Genomic DNA, 20,344 nt, shown 5'->3' with positions numbered 1-20,344 from the left:
GTCATCCGCCCTTCCCGCCCGCCGCTCCTTCCGCACCGTGCGCACACATTCGCGCGGTAAGCTCGATCTGCGCCGGTCGCTGCGGGAAATCGTCAGCGCCGATGGCGACGTGCCCTCGCCGCTGCTGCGCCGCCGCCAGACCGTCCCGCGCAAGCTGCTGCTGCTGATCGACGTGTCCGGCTCGATGAAACTGCACACCGCGGACTATCTGAGGCTGGCGCATGCCGCCGTGCAAGGCGCGGACCGTGCCGAGATCTTCACCTTCGGCACGCGGCTGACCCGCATCACCACGGCTTTGCGCATCCGCGACCGCGACCAGGCGCTGGCTCGTGCCGCGGCCCAGGTCGACGATTGGGACGGCGGCACCCGCATGGGACCGACGCTGCTCGCTTTCCTCTCGGTGCCGCGCTTCTCCGCCTTCGCGCGCGGTGCCACAATCGTCATCCTGTCCGACGCGCTGGAGCGCGGCGATCACGGCGAGCTGGAGACGGCCATGCGGCGGCTGAGCGCCCGCGCTTTCCGGCTGTCGCTGGCCACACCGCTAGCCGGCGACCCGCGCTTCCGGCCGGCAACGGCGGCACTGCGCGCCATCCTCCCCGCGCTCGACGATCTGGTCGACGGCTCATCGCTCTCCGGTCTAACCGATTTCATCCTGTCGCTCGCCCGCCCTGCTCCGGCGGCGGTGGCAATCTGGAAAAGGGTTTCATGATGCAGAAAACCATCGACGCGCATTTCCACATCTGGCGCCAGAAGGACCAGCCCTGGCTGGTCGGACCGATGGTGCCACGCATCTTCGGCCCCTACGAGCCGATCCGGCGCGACTACCCGATCGAGGAATTTTTGGCTGACCAGCAAGGCGCCGGTGTCGAGAAAGCCGTGTATGTCCAGACCAATTGGGCCAAGGAGGATTTCGAAAAGGAAGTCGCCTTCCTGCAGAAGACCGCTGATGAGACCGGCTGGCCGCATGCCATCGTCGGCTACACTGACATGACCGTCGACGACATCAGGCCCCAGATCGATCGCTTGAAAAAATATCCGCTGCTGCGCGGCGTGCGCATGCAGCTGCATTGGCACGAAACGCCGGCCTTCCGTTTCGCCGCCTCGGCCGACCAGGTGATCGACCCGAAGGTGCGCGCCAATGTGGCACGGCTCAAGGATTATGGCCTGTCCTTCGACCTGCAGCTCTTCCCCGCCCAGATGAAGGACGGCCTGACGCTGGTCGGCGAGAACCCCGAAACGAATTTCATCCTCACCCATGCCGGCATGCTGACCGGCATGGAACCGGAGACCACCGAAGCCTGGAAGGAAGGCCTGCGCACGCTCTCGACGGCGCCCAATTTCTACGCCAAGCTCTCCGGCCTCGGCACCTTCGTCCACCGCAACGATCCCCTGCTGATCGCCTACATCGTCGACAACGCGATCGACATCCTTGGCGCCGACCATTTGATGTTCGGCTCGAACTTCCCGATCGAGAAATTGTGGACCAGCCACGCCGAGCTGATCAAGGCGCACCGCGACGCGGTGGCCAGGCATGGTGCGGCGGCGGAGGCGGAAATCTTCTGGAACACGGCGGAGAAGGTTTACCGGCCGATGTGACGCCTCACTTCACCTCGAACTGCGGATCGACCGGGATCTGCATCGCCGTCACCAGATGGTTGGTCTGGCCGGCGAGCCCGATGATCGACACCAGCTCGCCATGCTGCGCATCGGTCATGCCTTTCGCCCGCGCTGCCGCCGTGTGCGAGTGGACGCAGTAAGAGCAGCCATTGGCGGTCGACACCGCGATGTAAATCATCTCCTTGGTCAGCGGATCGATGGCGCTGTCGGCGACCATCACCACCTTCAACTGTTCCCAGATCCGCTTCAGCGCCGGAGGATCATTGGCCAGCCCGCGCCAGAAATTGTTGACGAAATCGGATTTGCGCGTCGCGCGGATGTCGTCGAACACGGCTTTCACGGCCGGGATCTTTTCGACCTCGGCGTCGCTGAGGAGTTTTGTGGTGGCCATGATTTTTTCCCTTCGTTGAATCGTTGGATCAGGTTGCTGATTCAGGCCTTGAGCAAAGGCGGCTAACCGGCTTTTCCGATTCAGTTTTCGATGCGGAATGGGATAGAGCCATGGCGATTGGCCGAAGCATCTCAGCTTCGTCATCCACAGGCGAAGCAGGCGCGAAGCGCCGTCGCGGAGACCCGAGGATCCATTCCGCGACGTCAGCCGTGGAGTGCAGCGGCGAAGAATCCTGCACCGCTGCAACGCTCGGGAGTCCCGGCATGGATCCTCGGGTCTGCGCTGCGTCGCTACGCTCCTTGCTCCGCCCGTGGATGACGAAATGACGGGCGCCTCGGCTAATCTCCACAGTGTTCGAGCCAGCGGCACGCCCATTCGCTTCCTGCTCAAGCACCCTAGTGAACTGCGGCGTACATAATCTTCTCCTCCGTGGCCTCGGCCGGCGAAAACTCCTCGACGATGCGGCCCTGGCGGCAGACCAGGATGCGGTCGGACAGGTTCATGATCTCTGGCAGGTAGGACGAGATGACAACGACGGCGAGGCCCTCATCGGCCAGCCGGTTGATGATCTGGTGGATTTCGGCGATTGCGCCGACATCCACGCCGCGTGTCGGCTCGTCGAAGATGACGATGCGCGGCTGCTGCACCAGTCCCTTGCCGATCACTACCTTCTGCTGGTTGCCGCCGGACAGTTCGACCACGCGCGCATTGTCGTTGATTGCCTTGATGTTCAGCGTCTTCGTCCATTCGGCCGACAGCGCGCGCATCTCCTGCGCATTGATCACCCAGGCCTTTTCGCGGCCGGCCGCCAGCAGTCCGCCGAACAGGTTCTCGGCAATGCCCATCGTCTCGAAGATGCCCTCGCTCTTGCGGTCCTCGGTGACGTAGACGATGCCGTCGGCCACCGCTTCGCTCGGCACGAGATAGCGCACCGGCCTGTCGTCGAGCTCGATGGCGCCGCCGCGCCGGAAGTCGCGCTTGTAGATGCCGGAGACGATCTTGAAGGTTTCGGTGCGGCCGGAGCCGATCAGCCCGAACACGCCGGTGATCTGGCCCTCGAAGATCGAGAAGGACGTGTTGCGCACGACATTGCTCATCGAGATATCCTGCACCGACAGCACCTTCTTGCCCGCCTTGCGCAGCTTTGCCTCGTCGCGCTGGCGGTAGATCTGCCCCGACAAAGTGCGCCCGACCATGGCGGCGACGATCCGGTCGCGGTCGAAGGCGGACGTATCGTCGGTGATGACCAGTTCGCCGTCGCGCAGGATGGTGATGCGGTCGGCAATATCGAGCGCCTCTTCCAGCGCATGGCTGATGAAGACGATCGACACGCCGCTCGCCTTCAGTCGTCGGATCAGCGCGAAGAAATGCCGTTTCTCCTCCGGCGTCAGCGTCGCCGTCGGCTCGTCGAAGATGATGATCTCGGCATTGTGGTGCACGGCCCGCGCGATCTCGACCATCTGCCGCTTGGCCGCACCCAGCGTCGCTACCATGGCGTTCGGGTCGACGGGAAAGTTCAGCGATTGCAGGAATTGTTGGGCCGAAATGTAGGTGCCGCGCAGCCGGTTGAGGAACTTTTCGGTGCCGAGATAAAGGTTCTGCGCCACCGTCATCGACGGCACCAGGCTGGTCTCCTGGAACACCATGGCGATGCCGGCTTCCAGTGCTGCGTGCGGCGAGGCGTAGGCGATCTCTTGTCCCTTGTGGAACATCTTGCCCGAAGTGGCGTCGACCACGCCGGCGATGATCTTGGTCAGCGTCGATTTGCCCGCGCCGTTCTCGCCGAGCAGTGCATGGATCTCACCCTTGCGCAGGTCGAAGCTGACATTCTTCACCGCAGGCACGCCGCGGTAGTTCTTGGTGACGTTTTCCAGGCGAACGATCGGTTCCATCAGAAACCTCCCGAAGCGAGGTCGATGTCCAGCACACAGTCGCCGCCCCTGGAGGCGATGAACAGGCTGCCGCCCTTTTCTACGACACTGCAAATGCCGTGGCGCGTGCCGTTGGCGCGGCTGTGCAGGCTGAATTGCGGCTGCATCTTCTGGTCGAGCCTGACCACCAGCCCGTAGGAGCGGCTCGGCGACCACGGCTTGTGGATGCCCATGGTGCGGATCCCGCCGCATTGCAGCGGCTCGAGGAAGCTGCGGCTGGAGGCCAGTGCAGGCGCGATCCAGTAGGCGGGCGGCACCTGGCTCAGCATGTCCTGCCGGTAGTGCGTTTCCTGCAGCACGAATTCGATCAGCCGGTTGCGCGGTGCAAACAAGGTCAGCCATGCCCCGCCATCGGCGGAGTGCGACAGCCGCGCGGGATAACCGGGTAGATGCGTCAACACCGTCGAGCGGCTGCCTGTCGCGCCATCGAAACGCACCAACTGATGACGCCAGCTTTCGCTCACCAGCACATCCCTGCCTGCGGGATGCAGCCCATAGGGAAAGGCAATGTCGCCGGCCACCTTGCGAAATTCCGCGCCTCCCGGCTCCCGCTTCCAGAGCGAGCCGGAGGCCCCCTTCTTCATCAGGTCGGCGGCCCATTGCGATGGAGCATGCTCGGCCGATCCGTTAGCCAGCCACAGCGTGCCGTCATCCGCGTAGGAAAGCGCCGTGATGCAGCGGATCCCGGCCGGCAGCGAAACGTCCTTGCCTGATATCAGCAACTTGCCGCTTTCCAGCCCTACCGTCAGTTCGCCGGATGGCGAGAGCGCCAGCGTAGTGATGAGAGACGGGAAAGTTCCGACAACCTTGGGCTCGGTTCCAGCAGCAATCGAATAGATTGCGTTGCCGCTGGAGACCAACAGCCTGTCACCGGTAACCAACAGATTGTCCGGCTCCGTCAATTCAGCGAAAGGCGGCGCATCATCCAGCCGCGTATTGGGGCGAAAAGCGCCGTCGAGCGGCGGGATGGTCACCGCCTTACCGCGAAACAGGTCCAGCACAGGATCGAGGATCATGGCTTTGCCCCCCAATAGGAAGCGGGGCTGGTCCAGTTCGGATCCGCGCCAGCGATCTTGTAGCGGCCGATGCGGTTGTTGAGGATGCCGCCGACGAACAGATATCCTTTGTGCTCGCGCATCGAGGTGACCATCGGGTGCGCGCCGCCGGTGAGATCGCCCATCGCCTCGACGATGCCGCCCTTTTCGTTGAACTTCACCACGCCGCCAGTGTTGATGTTGGGGAACAGCCATTCGTCCTGCGGCAGCCGGCGCGTCATACGCTTGCGCATGTCGGGATGGCGCAGCGACAGGTCGAAGCTCGGCGTGCGCATGCCGAGCCATGCCATCCAGTAATTGCCGTCGGAGGCGCGGTTGATGTTGTCGGGATAGCCCGGCATGTCGCGGATGACGCATTCTGCGGTGCCGGCCTTCGGTCCTTCCAGCCAGTAGCGATGCACGCGACAGGCCCAGCTTTCGGCGAAGAACAGCGACTTGCCGTCATGCGCCATGCACACGCCATTAGTGTAGCGGTAGCCGTCGAGCAGCGTCTTCGTCGAGCCGTCCTTCGGGTCGTAGACCAGCAGCCGCCCGGTGGCGCGGTTCTCGATCGAGTCCAGCGCCCAATCGTGAGCGTCATATCGCTTAGTTGAATCCGTAAAATAGATGCGGCCGTCAGGTGCGATGTCGCAGTCGTTGGGGTCACGCAGCCGCGCATCGTCGACGATCGAGGTCCAGGAGCGCGACGTTTCGGCCGACAGGCGTTTGACCTCCCGATCCGGCGAGACTGAGTAGAGCCCCATGGCGCCGACGCAGCTGATCAGATCGCCCGATTTGTCGAAGGCGAGACCGAGCGGAAAGCCGCCAATATGGGCAAACACTTCCGATTTGACATAGTCCGGCGCGAAGAAACGGACGATCTCGCCATGACGCGTGCCGCAATAGAGATTGTCGTCGCGGTCGAGGATGACGTCTTCCGGCCCCTCCAGCTCGCCAAGCCCGATATGCTCGGCGGCCGACAGCCTGTTGTCGAGCTCGTATGATGTGCCCGAGCCGGGTGCGGCCGATTGCGTCTCGCCCATCTTGAGATAGACCGGTGCGACATAGACCTCGTTCAGCACCTTGTGCCGGTTCTTCAGCCAGCGGATGTCAATGGTCACCGCCACCGCCAGCATGATGCCCAGCACCATCTGGTTGGTGCCGGTGCCATAGCCCAGCCGGATCAGCCCATTGGTCATGGTCAGCACGATGATGGCGCCCATCAGCCCCTTGATCACCGAGCCACGGCCGCCGCCGAGGCTGACGCCGCCGACCACCGCCGCCGTCAGCGCCATGATCTCGAGGTTGAGGCCGGTACCCGGCCCTGCCCCGCTCAACCGGCAAGCGATGAGGAAGCCGCCGATCGAGGCGCAGAAGCCGGAAAAAACATAGGTCATGAACACGGTGCGGCGCACGCGGATGCCGGCATTGTGCGCCGAGCGCCTGGAACCGCCGACCGCCAGCACATGCCAGCCCGGCCGCGAGCGGGTCAGCGCGATGTGGGTGATGATGGCCAGGATGATCGCCAGCCACACCGAGACGGAGAGGCCCCAGAAGGTGCTGTCGCCGATGAAGTCGAGCACATCCGATGTCGCGGTCGAGAGCTGGACATCGGCGGCGTAGGTAGTGACCAGGATGTCGAACAGCGCCCGGCCGAAGATGAAGGTCACCAGCGTGGTCAGAAAGGCGCGCAGCCTGAGATAGCCGACGAGGTAGCCGTTGATGGCGCCGAAGATGAGACCGGTGGCCAGCGACGCAGCCAGCGCCAGCCAGATCGACTGTTCGAGGATGAAGAAGACATAGACGGCGGAAAAGCAGGACAGCGCGAAGATCGAGCCGACCGACAGATCGATGCCGCCACCCAGCATCACCACCGTCATGCCGGTGACGACCATCGAGAACTCGCCAAGCTGGCGGGTCGATTCCTGCAAAGCGGTCAGCTTGAAGAAACCGGGAATGACCGAGCCGAAAGTTGCCAGCGTCGCTACCAGTGCCAGGAACGGAATGGCGTTGTCGGTCCAGCGTTTGGTCAGGATCTCGCCGACGACATGGTCGGGCACGAGATTGTAGCGCCAGGACTGGAGGCGTTCGCGAAAGGACATCGGCTGCTGCTATTCCATGAGAGGACGAGGTGACCGGATCCTTCCGGCCACCTCGTTGATACTTCAGTCGAAAAAATGCGGCTTACTTTGCCGCCGCCGCTTGCGCCTGCAGCGCCTTCAGGTCCCAGCAGCTGTCGGGCTTCAGGTCGGCCTTGGTCGTCGCCTTCTCCAGCGTGTAGATATAGGTGTGCGACGTACCGGCCGGCTGGCCGCTCTGCAGCAGGAACTTGATGATGGCGTTCATGTCGCCCGACTGGCGGGCAAGATCGGTCATCACCACGGCGCCATAGGTGCCGTCCTGCAGCTTGTCGCAGTCGGCCGCCTTTTCGCCGCCGCCGGTGGTCACCAGGAACACCTTGCCGTCGAGCTTGGCATCGCGGATCGCGGCGGAGGCGCCGGTGGCGTCACCATCCCAGAAATCGATGATGGCGCAGATGTCCGGGTTCTGCTGCAGCATTGTCGTCGTCACGTTGCGCGAGGTCGTCGCATCCCAGTTTGAATCGGGCTTTGCCACCACCTTGAAGTCGGGATGCTTTTCCAGCACCTTCATGATGCCGGCATACTGGTAAAGGCTGGACGAGTTCGCCTGGTCACCTTGCACCAAGCCGATCTTCTTCGACGAGTTTTCGCCGCAGCCTTTGATCGCGGCTTCCGCCTCAAGCTGGCCAAGCCGATCCCAGTCGCTGCCGATGAAGGCGTCGGCCGGGAAGTTGGCGGGATTGTCGACCAAGATGACATAGGTGCCGGCGGCCTGCGCCTTCTTCATCAGCTTGGAGTAGGAGTTGAGGTCCGGCGCGTGGATGATCAGCACATCCGGCCTGGTGTCCGACGAGATGGCGTCGGTGATCGCCTGCGCGCCGGCGTCGACGACCCAGTTCGGATCGCGCGTCTCGAACACGCCACCCCATGCCTCGACTTCGGTCTTCAGATAGTGCGCCCAGCCCTGCGCCAGGTCGAAGCCCATCGCTAGCGGTACCAGCATCACGCGCTTGCCCTTGAGCGCCTGCGCGTAAGCCGCCGGGCCGGGATCGTCGGCGGCGAAGGTGGGCGCCACGAAGGCCGTGACGGCAAGCGCCGTGGCAGCTGCCATGAGTGTTCTGATCAGTTTCATGTCACATCCTCTGGTTTGGTTTTGTTATCAGCGGCCGGCCCCAACCGTCCGCTGCAGTTCAGGTACTAAATATCGCCCTGCTGGGCGGTCTGCTCGTCACGTGGATTGATGATGCCGTCGACGATGATGGCGCCGAGCAGGATCGCGGCCTTGATCAGGTTCTGGTAGAGCAGCGGAATGTCGATGATGGTCATGGCGTTGAGCAGGATGCCGATCAGTGCCGCACCGACCAGCACGTTGCGCACCCCGCCGCGCCCGCCGGACAGGCCGATGCCGCCGATCACCGCCACCAGCACGATATCGTAGAGCAGCGTTGAGTTGACGACCCGGGTGTTGATCGAATGCAGGCTCGCCGCCGTCAGCAGGCCGGCGACCAGTGCGACCAGGGCGGAGAGCACATAGCGCAGCACCAGCATCGGCCGCACCGGAATGCCGATGTTGCGGGCGGCGACCGGATTGTCGCCGGCGAAATAGATGTAGCGGCCCCATTTGGTGTAGCGCAGGAACAGGAAGAACAGGAAGGCCAGCCCCGCGAACACGAACACCTCGATGGGAATGTCGAGGAAGCGCAAGCCGCCGAGCAACTCGACCCAATGGCCCTGCGGCACCGGCACGGCATCCTGCGTGATCAGTTGCGAGCGCACATAGCCGAAGACGAAGGAGCCTGTCGCCAGCGTCACGAAGATCGCCGGCACGTCGGCATAGGCGACGAGAAAGCCATTGAGCAGGCCGATGGCCAGCGCACCGGCCAGCACATAGGCAAAGGCCAGCCCGTCCGGCGTCCCCGAATTCAGCAGTTGCAGGTACCAGGCGACCGACATCGCCATGATAGCGACGGCGGAGAGGTCGATGCCGCGGCCGATGATGACGACGGCCATGCCGAGCGCAAGGATGCCCAGCACCGACACGGAGCGAACGATGGCGACGAGATTGTTGGGGTCGATGAAACCCGGCAGGCCTATGGCCGCTGCAACGAACAGCACCACGGCGATGGCAAAGACAATGCCCTCCTGATTCAGGCTCCTGAAATACGGCCAGCCGATCGTGTTCATGTCTGCGTTTGCCCCGATGGCAGCGCTGCCATCCCTGGGAAAGAACGCTAATCGGCCCAACGCCGGTTCGTCAAATGAATCCGCGCTCGGAACCCAGGCCGGCAGCGATATTTACCGAGTGGACGCATCGATTGCCGAAGCTGGCGCAATGCATGGAAAACTCTGCGCTTTTGGCAATTGGTTGCGTCATTGCCGCCACTCGCGAAAGCGCTGCACCAAGGCGAAAGGACGAGACGGAATTTATCTCCGCGTCAGGCGGAAAAATCGATCTCAATTTCCCGGCGTATGGCCGGAAACCTCCGCGCCCGCACCTGGCGGCAGCACGAGAAAACGCAACGCCGCCACCAGCCCGATGGCGCCGATCGCCAGGAAGGCTACTCGAAAATCGACGAGGTCGAGAGCGGGACGATCCCTGACGATCTGCGACAAATTGAGGATCGCCGCCGCCACCGCGACGCCGAACAGCATCGCCACCTGCTGCAGCATCGAGGACAGCGTTGCTGCCGAGCTGCGTTGAACCGCATCGATGTCGGCGAAGGCCAGTGTGTTGAGAGCGGTGAACTGCATCGAGCGCGTCAGACCGGCAATCAGCATCAGCGCCACCACCAGCGCTTGCGGCGTCTGCGGCGAGATCGCTCCGCAAGCCATGATCGAGGCCGAGGCGATGATGCCGTTGACGACCATCACCGAGCGGAAACCGAAACGCCGCAGCGTTGGCGTCGTCACCGTCTTCATGCCGAGATTGCCGAGGAAATAGGCCAGGATCATCAAGCCGGCATCGACGGGCGAGAGGCCAAAGCCGACCTGGAACAGCAGCGGCAACAGGAATGGCGTGGCGTTGATCGCCACCCGGAAAATGGTGCCCGCGGCGAGCGTCGAGATGGCAAAGGTCAGCACCTTGAACGAGGAGAGATCGAGCAGCGGATGCGAGGCGCGCCTGAGATGCCGCACCGCCAGCCAGCCGATGACGATGCCGGCGACGATGAGCAACACAGTTGGCAGCCCGCCGTCCTCGGGATGAGCGATGCGTTCGAGACCATAAAGCAGCAAGGCAAGTCCCGCCGATGTCAGGAAAAAACCCGGCCAGTCGAGCGGCTTGGGATCGGCCTCACGGTCGCCCGGAATGAAGCGGGCGACCAGCGCCAACCCGATCACGCCGAGCGGTATGTTGATGAAGAAATTCCAGTGCCAGGACAGATAGGTGGTGATGAAGCCGCCGAGCACCGGCCCGACCACCGGCGCAAACAGTGCTGGCCAGGTGATCAGCGCCGTGGCGTTGAGCAGTTCGGATTTCGACGCATTGCGCAGGACGAGAATGCGCCCGACCGGCGTCATCAGCGCGCTGCCGAGCCCTTGCACGACACGGGCGGCGACGAACTGGGTCAGGGTTTGCGAGAGGCCGCAGGCGAGCGAAGCCAATGTGAACAGGACGATCGCCAGCAGGAAGATGTTGCGCGCCCCGAACCGGTCGGCGAGCCAGCCCGACAGCGGCACGAACACCGCCATGGTCAGCATGTAGACGGTGATGCCGATGCTCATCGCCACCGGCGACACGCCGAAGGAGGCACCCATCTGCGGCAGCGATGTCGAGATGATCGTCGAATCCAGCAACTGCATGAAGAAGGCGATGGCCACGATCAGCGCCACGCGCCGCGCATTGGTGGCCGTTTCGGATAAGGTTGCGGTCTCGGGAATGGCAGTCATGACGGAACCGGTTTGAACAGCATTTGGCCGGCCGCGTCCAGAGTTGTCGCTACAAACTTTCGTGTCGCTTCGGGGCCTGCTATGGGATGAACGGGGTGGCCGAGGAAAGTGTGCGCGTAACATGAAGCCCATCTACATCGACTACCTCAATGCCCTCGACATCGACGCCCTTGCCATGACCGATGGCGAAATCATCGCCGCCGTCGAGGCTGGCCTGGTTGCGCAAGGCAAGGGCCAGACAGTGATCGAACCGCGCGTCCATCTCGAGCCGGATCCGTCCTTCCACGGCCATTTCAATGTGCTGCGCGGCTACGTCGCGCCGCTCGACACCGCCGGCGTCAAGATCGTCGGCGACTATGTCGACAACTACCTGCATGGCCTCCCTTCCGAATTCGGCATCCTCAACCTGTTCGACCCGCGCACTGGCGCGCCGCGCGCCATCCTCGACGCCACCGTCATCACCGACATGCGAACAGGCGCCGTCACCGCCATCGGCGCCAAGCATCTGGCGCGCAGGAATTCGAAGGTGCTGGCTCATATCGGCGCGCGCGGCACCGCCTACTGGAATGTGCGCCTGCTCGACCATCTCTTCGATTTCGACGAGATCCGCGTCCATTCGCGCCGCCCGGAAAGCCGCGACGGTTTTGCTGCCAAACTGTCCGCCGATCTCGGCAAGACGGTGACTGCGGTGGCCGACTGGAAGAGCTGCATCGAGGGCGCCGACATCGTCGTCGAGGCCTCGCGGCTGCCGGAGCCGCAGCCGTTGCTGAAGACCGAATGGATCAAGCCGGGCGCACTGGTCGTGCCCTACGGCACGATGAGCGCGGTCGAACTGTCGCTGACCGACATCATGCAGAAAATGGTCGTCGACGATTGGGGCCAGTGCAAGGGCGGCAAGTTCGGCTCGCTGCGCGCCCATGTCGAGACCGGGCGGCTGAGCGAGAAGACGCTGCATGCCGAGCTCGGCCAGATCGCCGCCGGTCTGAAAGTCGGGCGAGAAAGCGACGACGAAACGATCCTGTTCTGGCATCGCGGCCTGTCCTTGTCCGACATCGCGTTGGGCAAGGCGATGCTGGCCAAGGCGCAGGCCCAAGGCATCGGCCAGAGGCTGCGCTTCGCATGACCGCGCTCGTCCTCACCGGAACCGGCGTCGGCGCTAGCGATGTCGCTGCAATCGCCCGCGCTGGGCGCAAGGTGGAGATCGGACCCGATGTCATCGGCAGGCTAGAGAAGGCACGAAAAGTGCTCGACCAGGCCGCCGCGTCCGGCCAGCAGATCTATGGCCTGAACACCGGGCTCGGCGCAAATCTCGGCACGTCAGTGGAAGGCGATGCCAGCGCCTTCCAGCGCCAGTTGCTGGAGGGACGCAGCGGCGCGGTCGGCGAAGCGCTGCCGGTCGAGGCCGTGCGGGCAACCATGGTCGCGCGTGCAGCGATGCTGTCAGCCGGAGGCTCCGGCCTTTCGCCTTCCGTCTTCGTCGCTTTGGTCGACGCCCTCAATGCCGGCGTCCATCCCGTCATGCCATCGCTCGGCTCGATCGGCGCCGGCGATCTGGTATTGATGACAGCATTCGCCCGCATGCTCACCGGCGAAGGCGAAGCCGACTATCAGGGCCGTCGCATGTCGGCGGCCAAGGCGCTGATGATGGCGCGCCTCGCCCCCATCAGCCTGGCGCCGAAGGACGGGCTGTCGCTGATCAATGCCTCGGCGGTGTCCGCCGGCTACGGCGCACTTGCGGTGACGGATGTGCTGTCCGCCCTTGCCCAGCAACAGCAGGCCGGGGCTCTAACCATGGAAGGTTTTGCTGCCAACCGCACCATCCTCGACCCGCGCCTGCATATGGCGCGACCGGCGGCCGGCCAGCAGGAAGCAGCCAAGGTGCTGCACGATCTGCTCGCCCGAGACGAGGCGCCGGCGCCGACCACCTTGCAGGACCCGCTGTCGATCCGCTGCATGCCGTCGATCCATGGCGCGCTGGTCGAGGCGGTCGGCCAGGCGAGACAGGCTGTCGAGATCGAACTCAACGCCGCCGCCGACAATCCGCTGGTGCTGGGCAATGACGAACTGGTGCTGTCGACCGGCAATTTCCACACAGCGTCGCTGGCGCTCGCCTTCGAGACGCTCGGCCTGGCGATCGCCCAATGTGCCGCGGCCAGCGCCGCGCGCTTCATCCAGCTCACCGGTTCGGGCCGCAATGGCCTGCCGAAATATCTGTCGCCGGTCGGCGGCGCCTCGGCCGGCTTCGTACCGTTGCAGAAGACGGTGACGTCGATCCTGGCCGCCATCCGCCACAAGGCCAATCCGGTGATGCTCGACTTTCTTCCGGTTTCGGAAGGCGTCGAGGATCACGCCACGCAGACACCTCTGGCGGTTGCGAAATGCGCCGGGATGATCGAGCTGTGGCGGCGAACTGATGGCGGCGGCACAGGCCATCGACCTGCGCGACGGCCTCACATTGGCGCCGCGCACATCAGCACTTCACGCGGCGATACGCGCTCTCGTCCCCATGCTGAAAGAGGACCGGCCGCTCGGCATCGACGCCGAGGCGCTCTACGCCGCGCTCGCCGGCGGCAGTTGGCCGGCCTGACGCGGCTTCTCAGAAGACGACGGTCTTGTGGCCGTTGAGCATGACGCGGGCTTCGAGATGCAGCTTGACGGCGCGCGCCAGCACCCGGCTTTCGATGTCGCGCCCGACAGCGACGAAATCCTCGGCGCTCATCGCATGGGTGACGCGTTCGGTCTCCTGATCGATGATCGGGCCCTCGTCGAGGTCGGAGGTGACGTAATGCGCTGTCGCACCGATCAGCTTGACGCCGCGGTCGAAGGCCTGGTGATAGGGCTTGGCGCCCTTGAAGCTCGGCAGGAACGAATGGTGGATGTTGATCGCCCGCCCGAACAGCCGGTCCGACAGGCCTTTCGAGAAGACCTGCATGTAGCGCGCCAGGATGACCAGTTCGGCCCCCGTCCGCTGCACCAGGTCCAGCAGCTTCTGTTCCTGTTCGGCCTTGTTCTCCTTGGTGGTCGGCCAATGGTGGTAGGGAATGCCCTCCAGCTCGGCGAAGCGGCGGGCATCCTCGTGGTTGGAGACCACGGCTGCAACCTCCGCGTTCAGCCAGCCGACCCTGATCTGGTACAGCAGATGGAGAAGCGCGTGGTCGAACTTGGAGACCATGACGATGATCTTCGGGCGGCGTCCCTGATCGACCAGCGCGGTTTTCATGCCGAAGCGGTCGACGCTCGATTTCAAGGCCCGCTCCAGGCTGTCCCTGGTCGAGCCTGGCGGGCTGATGAAGGCGATCCGCATGAAAAAGCGATTGGTCTGCCGGTCCCAGAACTGGCTGCTTTCGGCGATGTTGGCGCCGTTCGCGGCAAGCTCCGCAGTGACGGCGGCGACGATCCCCGGCCGATCCTCGCAGGAAAGCGTGAGAATATGAACCGGCGCGGCCTCGTCCGTCGCATCATTGCCTTGAGATTTCACGCCCCGTCGACCCTCTTCATGAACAGGCTGAGTTCAGCCGGATCCATATGCACCACATGCTTGTCTTCGGGATAGGCGAGACTGTTCACGTCGGCAACATATTCCGAAAACGCGGCGATACGCTCGGCCTGCAAACGATCATATTCGGCAGCGAAGTTGCGATAGACCTTGGAGTGGCGGGGCATGTGGCCACGGTTCTGCCCGAGGATGTCGTCGGCGAACAGATATTGCGCGTCGCAACCGGTGCCCGCTCCCATCGACAGCATGATCAGCGACGTCCGCTCCGAGATCGCCTTGGCCACCTCGACCGGCACCACTTGGATTCCGCCGCCGATGGCGCCTGCAGTCTCCAGCTGCTTCACCGCCGCGAAGACCTCCATGGCGGTGTCGGCGGTCTTACCGACCGCCTTGAAGCCGCCAGTCCAGGTCGCGCGGGAAGGAATGAGGCCAACATGGCCGATCACCGGGATATTGTCATCGGCCATCCGTTTGATCGTGGCGTAGCCGGCGCTGCAATAGACCGCGTCGGCGCCAGCCTTGTAGAGCCGGAAGGCCCAGCGCACGAAATCGTCCGATGTGCCGATCTCGTAGAAATTGTCGCCCGGCATGGTGAACAGGCTGGGTGCGGCGTCGCGGTATTGCGGGTTGAGCACCAGTTCGGGCGGCACCGAGACGATGTCGACCCCCGCGCGCTCCGCGGCCTCTGCCTCGTCCATCGTCAGCACGCGCAACATGGTCAGCTGACGCTTGCCTTTCATGGCGCGCAAATCCGCCACCGTCGGTCTTCTTCGGCTCATCAAAAGGGTTCCCTCAGTTGCATTCGGCGGCAGGTCAGCCGATCTGGATCATCACTTTGCCAGCCTCGACCTTCACCGGATAGGTGGCGAGATTGACGCATACCGGTGCGCCCCGGGCCACACCCGTCTTGTAGTTGAAGCGGCCATTGTGCTTGGGGCATTCGATGATGTCGTCCATCACCAGCCCATCGGCCAGGTGCGCCTTCTCATGCGTGCAGTATCCGTCGGTTGCGAAGTACTCGTCATCGGGACTGCGATAGATGGCGAAGGTACGGCCGCCATGATCGAAGCGGATGACATCCTCTTCCTCGACATCGTCGACGCCGCACGCTTCAACCCAGTCGACCATCTGCTTCTCCCCTATTCCGCCGCCGCCGGGACGGTCAGCGCATGGAACTCGTCCCGGTACGGCCTGGCCGTCGGCGGCAATTCACGCTTGAGAAAATAGTCCTCGTACTGAAGCTGCTTCAGCAGCACCGGCCAGACCTCGCGATAGGCATGCCACATCGAAGGGTTCGGCTCGGGCAGATCGTGCTTGATCAATTCGTGCAGCCTCGGCAGCGCGTGATAGGGCACCATCGGGAACATGTGATGCTCGACATGGTAGTTCATGTTCCAGTAGATGAAGCGGCTGATCGGGTTCATGTAGACGGTGCGCGTGTTCAGCCGGTGGTCGGTGACATTATCGGCCAGGCCGATATGCTGCAGCAGGCCGGTCAGCACCATGTGCCAGCTGCCGTAGAGGCGCGGCAGGCCGATCAGCACCAGCGGCAGGAACGACCACAGATAAAGCGCCAGCCCGATCGCCGCGACATAGATGGCCACATGCCAGCGCGCGGCTGTGACCACCTTGTGAAGCTCCATCTCGGGAATAAAGCTTTTCTCGTCGGGCGAGATGCTGCCGAACGCATTGCGCACCAGCGTCGGCAGCGAATAGCGGAAATCGAGAATGCCGGTGAAGGCGAGTGCGGCGCGCAGCAGGTCCGGCGGACGCATCACCGCGATCTCGGCGTCGCGGCCGACGATAATCGTGTCGGTGTGATGGCGGGCATGGCTCCAGCGCCAGGTCACCGGGTTGCGCATCAGCATGAAGCTGGCGATCTGGTAGACGGCATCGTTCATCCAGCGCGTACGGAAGGCTGTGCCGTGGCCGCACTCGTGCCAACGCGAGTCGCTGGACGAGCCATAGAGCACGCCATAGACGAGCAGGAACGGCACCACCCACCACGTCCCCCAGAACCAGGCGATCCCGGCGGCGGAACCCAATATGGCAACGATCCAGATGATCGTGTCGCGGATCGCCGGCCCATCCGAGCGTTGCATCAGCTCTTTCATCGCCTTGCGCGGCACATCGGTGTGGTACCACTCGGCCGAGGCCAGCCCGGTCTCGATCGCGATGCGCGTGCTTTCCCCGACCAGGCTGTAGTCGCGCTTTTTCTCCATCACATCGACCTCCGATTTCCGGCCCGCCAGCCGGAGCATTCGTTTCGCATCATGCCCTGTCCGCCAATCCCGGAAAATTGCCCGACGGCACAGGATAATCCTGTTGCGGCTGCCTGGCGATCGACGCGATCTTTGCTTCGGCCGCCGCGATCGCGCCGGCGCCGTCGAGCACTCGGAACACCGCGTCGTAAGAACGGCTTTCGCCATGCTCCAGCCAGATCATCTCGCCACGCTCGCGCGCCGCGAGATTGCCCAAGACATGGTGTGTCGAGGGTTCGATGCCCAGCGCATACTGCCCCGCCTGGAAATTCTGCCATTGATAGGCGCAAGGCAGCTGGTCCTTGCGCGTCACCACTTCGAAGCCGAGGCCAAGACGGTCGTTGACCACCGCCACAGGCACTTCGCCTGCGCCGTCCGCCGCCATCTCATGCTGCCAAACCTGCTCGCTGAAGCCCAGTCGCGGCGCCGGAACGGTGCGGTAACCGACCTTCTGCGCCTCGTAGCGTTCGCCTACATGGCCGGCCCAGACAACGTCACGGATCGGTGCCAGATAGCGCGAACCCTCGTCGAGCAAGGGGTGGCTGACATTGACGTGGTAGAAATACATGTGCGGCGTGAGATTGAAGCCATGGTTGACGATGCGGTCCGACAGCCGGATCTCGTTGCCGCCGACATCGGCCTCGATACGCCGGATCAGATGCAGATCCTCGCCGAACACCGCCGATTGCTGCACGATACCTTCAGCCCAAAGCACGCAGCGGTCGCCATCCCAGGCCTCGCCATAACCGGTCAACCGCGCTGGGATGGTGCCGACGCGGCCATGCAGCGAATGGATCACGGTCTTCTTGCCCGGGTAGTTGTAGCTATCGGCAGGCACCTCTTCGCGGCCCAATATGTGGTCGAGGCCGCAGGTGACAAGCAGGCCTGAAAACGAGCGCGCCCAGGCGAGGCCCCCTTCCCCCTCATAATCGTGCAGGCCGGGGTTGCGAAAGCCGCTCGGCGAATGCCAGCCGATCGCCTGGCCCTTGAAGTCGCAATCGGCGATGTCGAGCGCCCGGTCGACCAGCGCGGTGAAGCGCAGGCCCGAGCCGGTGCGGAACTCGAGCATGCGGATGCCGCGTTCCACGCCGTCGCCAAGCGTCATCAGCCGCACGCCGGCAAATTGCGACAGCATGCCCGAACGTTCCGATACCTGCCGGCGCGAAAGCGTCTTGCCGTAGAGTTCTACCATGTGACGGCCAACTTCTTCACTTCGCTCTCGTCTCTTTCAGCAGGGCCGACATGTCGGCGCCGGTGATGATGCTTTCCACGGTCAGAAGATCGGTATCGGCAACCGTCTGCTCGGCGACGATCTCGCCGCGGCGCATGACGATGATGCGGTCGGCGACCTGGAACACGTGATGGATGTTGTGGGTGATCAAGAGCACCGAATGGCCGGCGTCACGCACCTCTTTGACGAAGCGCAGCACGCCATGGGTTTCCTCGACACCGAGATTGTTGGTCGGTTCGTCGAGGATGATGACCTTGGCGGCAAACTGCATGGCGCGCGAAATCGCAATCGACTGCCGCTCGCCGCCCGAAAGCGTGGAGACCAGCGCATCGGCGTCGAGTTTCTTCGAGATGCCGACGCGCTTCAACAGCGCCGACGCCGCGTCGCGCAATTTGGCGAAATCGAGCGGCGCGAACACGCCCAGCCATTTCAGCTTGACCGGCTCGCGCCCAAGGAAAAGATTGCGCGCGATGCTGAGATCCGGCGCCAGCGACGTGTCCTGGTGGATGGTCTCGATGCCGAGGTCCATCGCATCGCGTGTCGAGCGGATCGAAACCTTTTCGCCGCGCACATAGATGTCGCCACGGTCGATCGGAAACACGCCGGAAATCGCCTTGATCAATGTCGATTTGCCGGCGCCATTGTCGCCGAGCAAGGCCACCACCTCGCCCTCCTTGAGGGCAAAGGACGCATTCTTCAGCGCCCGAACGCTGCCGAAGGATTTTTGCAGATTCTGCAGCCGGAGAACTTCCATGATCAGCCCCTTGCGGCGTTCTTCTGCAGCAAAGCGTGCAGGATGAGCATGGCGAGGATGATCAGGCCCACGAAGATGTTGTAGGCGAGGCCCGGCACGCCGATCAGCACGATGCCGTTGCGGATTGCGCGCAGCATCAGCGCGCCGACGATGGTGCCGAGGATCGTGCCGCGTCCGCCGGTCAGCGCCGTCCCGCCGACCACGACCATGGCGATGACTTCGAGCTCGTAGCCGGTGCCGGCCACCGGTGAGGCGGCCGAGATGCGGAAGGCGCTGATCATGCCCGCCAGTCCCGCCAGAACCGAAGTCAGGATGAACAGCCACACCTTGACGGCGTCCGCCGGCACGCCACGCGCCACCGCCGCGTTGCGGTTCGAGCCGATGGCGCTGATCCAGTTGCCGAGCTTGGCATATCGCAGCACGTAGATCGCCAGCAGCGAGAGACCGATGAACCACCACAGCGAGGTGTAGAACCGGAACGACCCGACATTGAAGCTGCCGGCCAGCAGGGTCACGAAGAAGCCTGGCTGGTCCCAGGATTTCAGCGGAAAGCCCTGCGTGATGTAGAGTGCCGCCCCACGCACCACGAGCAGCATCGACAGCGTGACCAGAAAGGACGAAATGCCGATCTTGGTGACGATCAGCCCGTTGATCGCGCCGATGGCGACGCACAACAGAAGCCCGGCCAGAAGCGCGATGCCGATATCGACGCCGCCATTCTGCACCAGGAGCATGACGACGACCGGCGCCAGCCCGAACACGGCGCCGACCGACAGGTCGAACTCACCCGCCGTCAACAGCAGCGTCATGCCGAGCGCGATGATGCCGAGCTCAGGCAGGAACGCCATCATGTTGGAGATGTTGAGCGGCGACAGGAAATTGGCATCGGCGATGGCGAACACCGCGAGCAGGACAACGAGGATGACGAGCGAGGAGAATTGCGGCGAGCGCATAAGGCTCGATCTGCGTTTCCCGACAGGCATTTCGTCTTCTGCGGCGATCATCATGACTGCTTGAACCATGCTTTGAAGAGACGCCCGCGGCCTGCGCCGCGGGCACCGGCTTTCACTTCGTGTCGTAGAGTTTCAGGATCGGTTCGACGCTCGAGGCGTCGTAGAGGCTGAACGTGTGGATGTCGTAGCCGATCGGCTCACCCGAAGCGGCGAGCCCGAGCAGCGCCACCGGCATGAAGCCTTGCGCAGACGGGAACTGCCAGGCGGCGGCGTTGACGAAGCCGGATTTGACGGCCTCGGCGGTTTCCTTCGAATTGCCCCAGCCGACGACCGGGATCTTGCCGGCCGGCACGCCTGCGCCGTCGAACACCCGCTTGACGCTGGCCGCGACGGAATCGCCGAGCGCGATGATCGCCGGCGGATTGTTGGCCACCATATAGTCGGTCATCTTGGCAATGATGCCGGCCGGGTCGGTGCCGCAATCGACCACATCATATTTGATCCCCAACGGATCGAAGACGCTGGCGATGCCTTCGGTCTCGAGCTGCTGATAGCTGGTGCCGGGCACTTCCACCGGCAGGAACACCTTGTCGCCCTGCTTCACCATCTTGTGGTCGACAAGGTACTTGGCCCAGATGACGCCCGCCTCCTTGAGATCGGCGCCGACATAGGCCTGCCGTCCGGTCGCCGGATCGTCTGTGTTGAAG

General features: G+C 63.6%; 18 protein-coding genes and 1 pseudogene. 4 read left to right on the top strand and 15 right to left on the bottom strand.

What is annotated here, in order from left to right:
• Together EN943_RS21045 and EN943_RS21040 are read left to right on the top strand one after the other, a co-directional pair.
• Nucleotides 1-709 (top strand): VWA domain-containing protein (locus EN943_RS21045; protein WP_127414469.1); only part of this gene is annotated, 709 nt, incomplete at its 5' end.
• Nucleotides 709-1,596, top strand: a complete 888-nt coding sequence (locus EN943_RS21040) for an amidohydrolase (RefSeq protein ID WP_164778297.1) — start codon at nucleotides 709-711, stop codon at nucleotides 1,594-1,596. The genes EN943_RS21045 and EN943_RS21040, both read left to right, overlap by 1 nt.
• A 4-nt stretch (nucleotides 1,597-1,600) precedes the next feature.
• On the opposite strand, the gene EN943_RS21035 is transcribed toward EN943_RS21040, so the two are convergent.
• From EN943_RS21035 to EN943_RS21000, 7 genes are all read right to left on the bottom strand, one after another.
• On the bottom strand, nucleotides 1,601-2,008 hold the full coding sequence (locus EN943_RS21035) for a carboxymuconolactone decarboxylase family protein (protein ID WP_063172539.1): 408 nt from the start codon (nucleotides 2,006-2,008) through the stop codon (nucleotides 1,601-1,603).
• A gap of 395 nt (nucleotides 2,009-2,403) precedes the next feature.
• Nucleotides 2,404-3,900, bottom strand: coding sequence for a sugar ABC transporter ATP-binding protein (locus tag EN943_RS21025; RefSeq protein ID WP_127414466.1), 1,497 nt, complete (start codon nucleotides 3,898-3,900; stop codon nucleotides 2,404-2,406).
• Nucleotides 3,900-4,955, bottom strand: a complete 1,056-nt coding sequence (locus EN943_RS21020) for a hypothetical protein (protein ID WP_127414465.1) — start codon at nucleotides 4,953-4,955, stop codon at nucleotides 3,900-3,902. The genes EN943_RS21025 and EN943_RS21020 overlap by 1 nt, the downstream gene beginning before the upstream one ends.
• Nucleotides 4,952-7,075: an SMP-30/gluconolactonase/LRE family protein gene (locus EN943_RS21015; protein ID WP_127414464.1), complete on the bottom strand. Its 2,124-nt coding sequence runs from the start codon at nucleotides 7,073-7,075 to the stop codon at nucleotides 4,952-4,954. Before EN943_RS21015 ends, EN943_RS21020 begins: the two co-directional genes overlap by 4 nt.
• 82 nt (nucleotides 7,076-7,157) lie before the next feature.
• Nucleotides 7,158-8,186, bottom strand: a complete 1,029-nt coding sequence (locus EN943_RS21010; RefSeq protein ID WP_127414463.1) for a sugar ABC transporter substrate-binding protein — start codon at nucleotides 8,184-8,186, stop codon at nucleotides 7,158-7,160.
• A 65-nt stretch (nucleotides 8,187-8,251) separates the two neighbouring features.
• A complete protein-coding gene (locus EN943_RS21005) occupies nucleotides 8,252-9,238 on the bottom strand; it encodes an ABC transporter permease (RefSeq protein WP_127414462.1) in 987 nt (328 codons plus the stop codon).
• 270 nt (nucleotides 9,239-9,508) lie between these two features.
• Entirely contained in the window at nucleotides 9,509-10,942 is a 1,434-nt protein-coding gene (locus EN943_RS21000) for a DHA2 family efflux MFS transporter permease subunit (RefSeq protein ID WP_127414461.1), read from the bottom strand.
• A gap of 121 nt (nucleotides 10,943-11,063) precedes the next feature.
• Here EN943_RS21000 and EN943_RS20995 point away from each other — a divergent pair, with 121 nt between their 5' ends.
• Together EN943_RS20995 and hutH are read left to right on the top strand one after the other, a co-directional pair.
• Nucleotides 11,064-12,065: an ornithine cyclodeaminase family protein gene (locus EN943_RS20995; protein ID WP_127414460.1), complete on the top strand. Its 1,002-nt coding sequence runs from the start codon at nucleotides 11,064-11,066 to the stop codon at nucleotides 12,063-12,065.
• Nucleotides 12,062-13,529 (top strand): annotated as a pseudogene (gene hutH / locus EN943_RS20990) (histidine ammonia-lyase). Before EN943_RS20995 ends, hutH begins: the two are co-directional and overlap by 4 nt.
• Nucleotides 13,530-13,538: 9 nt before the next feature.
• Here hutH and purU read toward each other — a convergent pair.
• The 8 genes from purU to EN943_RS20950 all read right to left on the bottom strand — a co-directional run.
• The gene (gene purU, locus EN943_RS20985) at nucleotides 13,539-14,420 is read right to left on the bottom strand and encodes a formyltetrahydrofolate deformylase (RefSeq protein ID WP_127414459.1); all 882 of its coding nucleotides are present in this window, start codon (nucleotides 14,418-14,420) and stop codon (nucleotides 13,539-13,541) included.
• Nucleotides 14,417-15,217, bottom strand: coding sequence for a 3-methyl-2-oxobutanoate hydroxymethyltransferase (locus EN943_RS20980; protein ID WP_127414458.1), 801 nt, complete (start codon nucleotides 15,215-15,217; stop codon nucleotides 14,417-14,419). Before EN943_RS20980 ends, purU begins: the two co-directional genes overlap by 4 nt.
• Nucleotides 15,218-15,251: 34 nt before the next feature.
• Nucleotides 15,252-15,566, bottom strand: coding sequence for a MocE family 2Fe-2S type ferredoxin (locus tag EN943_RS20975; RefSeq protein ID WP_127414457.1), 315 nt, complete (start codon nucleotides 15,564-15,566; stop codon nucleotides 15,252-15,254).
• 11 nt (nucleotides 15,567-15,577) lie between these two features.
• A complete protein-coding gene (locus EN943_RS20970) occupies nucleotides 15,578-16,660 on the bottom strand; it encodes a fatty acid desaturase family protein (protein ID WP_245475925.1) in 1,083 nt (360 codons plus the stop codon).
• Between the two features lie 49 nt (nucleotides 16,661-16,709).
• Nucleotides 16,710-17,891 carry an aldose 1-epimerase family protein gene (locus tag EN943_RS20965; protein WP_127414455.1) on the bottom strand — a complete coding sequence of 394 codons (1,182 nt, stop codon included), beginning with the start codon at nucleotides 17,889-17,891 and terminating at the stop codon, nucleotides 16,710-16,712.
• 16 nt (nucleotides 17,892-17,907) lie between these two features.
• A complete protein-coding gene (locus EN943_RS20960; RefSeq protein WP_164761550.1) occupies nucleotides 17,908-18,690 on the bottom strand; it encodes an ATP-binding cassette domain-containing protein in 783 nt (260 codons plus the stop codon).
• Nucleotides 18,687-19,667, bottom strand: a complete 981-nt coding sequence (locus EN943_RS20955) for an ABC transporter permease (protein WP_245475924.1) — start codon at nucleotides 19,665-19,667, stop codon at nucleotides 18,687-18,689. Before EN943_RS20955 ends, EN943_RS20960 begins: the two co-directional genes overlap by 4 nt.
• An 82-nt stretch (nucleotides 19,668-19,749) precedes the next feature.
• The coding region (locus EN943_RS20950) for a substrate-binding domain-containing protein (protein ID WP_164778294.1) at nucleotides 19,750-20,344 on the bottom strand (595 nt) is incomplete at its 5' end.

It is taken from the genome of Mesorhizobium sp. M7A.F.Ca.US.006.01.1.1, assembly GCF_003997935.1.
GTDB lineage: Bacteria > Pseudomonadota > Alphaproteobacteria > Rhizobiales > Rhizobiaceae > Mesorhizobium.
Note: the sequence above shows the minus strand (reverse complement) of the source record. Positions and strands in the feature narration are given on the sequence as shown.